This is a genomic window from Peribacillus alkalitolerans, assembly GCF_010882125.1.
In the GTDB taxonomy this organism is placed as follows: Bacteria; Bacillota; Bacilli; order Bacillales; family DSM-1321; genus Bacillus_BN; species Bacillus_BN alkalitolerans.
The window spans coordinates 1-1,063 of sequence record NZ_JAAGVZ010000073.1; the positions used below are offsets into that span (position 1 = coordinate 1).

The window sequence follows — 1,063 nt, forward strand, 5'->3', positions numbered from 1 at the left end:
GAATCGTTTCAGTGGCTTCACATGTGATCGGTAACGAGATGCAGACGATGATCAAGGCGTTTAGAGACGGTGAGAATAAAGAAGCTGCGCGTATTCATAGGAAGTTGCTTCCTGTTATGCAAGAGCTCTTTAAAGCGCCGAGTCCTGCTCCAGTAAAGACAGCGCTACAAGTAAGAGGGCTTAATGTCGGCGGTGTTAGATTACCGTTACTGCCTTTAAACCAATCTGAAAGAGAAGCACTCTCAAACAGATTAAACAGCTTATAAAAATAGACTGGGTTTTCTTTAGTTGATAAAAAAGGGCTTCGCATGTGAATTATATGTGTAGCCCTTTTTTTTTTGAGTACTAAATGCTGTATTTGTAGACGAAAATGGTCTTTCTCCATCCTGCTACCGATCGAAAAAAATAAGTCAGCGTCTTTATGTAGACACGTTTTGTCGAAAATCGTTTAAATAATTTTATCCGTGAAATTATTGGCTTTATGTGTGAATAAATATTGATTTACCGTGAAAATAAAACGGATTACCGTGAAATTATTAAACTTTTCGATTTTCACAAACAAAAAACGTTCAGTCAAACTAGATCCACCGCTATAACCTTATTTTTATTTGTCCTTTGCTCAGTCTTGTTTTGTATTCCTCTCATAGAGTATAATGTTTTTAAGTGACGTGATCGGGATTATAGATTTTTTACATACAACATAGGAGGAATATACACATTGTCAAAACAAAATAGAGATAAAATTAAAGTTTTTGCCCTGGGCGGAGTCGGTGAGATCGGCAAAAACATGTATGTTGTGGACACAGGTGAGGAAATTTTTGTCATGGACTCAGGTCTGATGTTTCCTCAAGAGGAAATGCTAGGGATTGATATCGTTATACCAGATGTGACCTACTTGAAGGAAAACCTGGAGCGTGTGACGGGAATCTTTTTAACTCATGCCCATGAAGACCATATCGGGGGACTTCCATATGTCTTAAGACAAGTACCCGTGCCCGTATATGGAACACGTTTGACGTTAGGACTTGTAGAAGCAAAATTAAAAGAAGCGGGACTTTTGCGT

2 protein-coding genes are annotated in these 1,063 nt (G+C 38.4%); both read left to right on the top strand.

Annotated elements, in window-relative coordinates; all coding sequences use genetic code 11:
* A partial coding sequence (locus G3O09_RS22040; protein WP_205439707.1) for a dihydrodipicolinate synthase family protein occupies window positions 1-266 on the top strand: 266 nt, incomplete at its 5' end.
* Window positions 267-718: 452 nt separating this feature from the next.
* Window positions 719-1,063, top strand: a 345-nt coding sequence (locus G3O09_RS22045) for an MBL fold metallo-hydrolase (RefSeq protein WP_163103578.1), incomplete at its 3' end; no start/stop codon positions are given.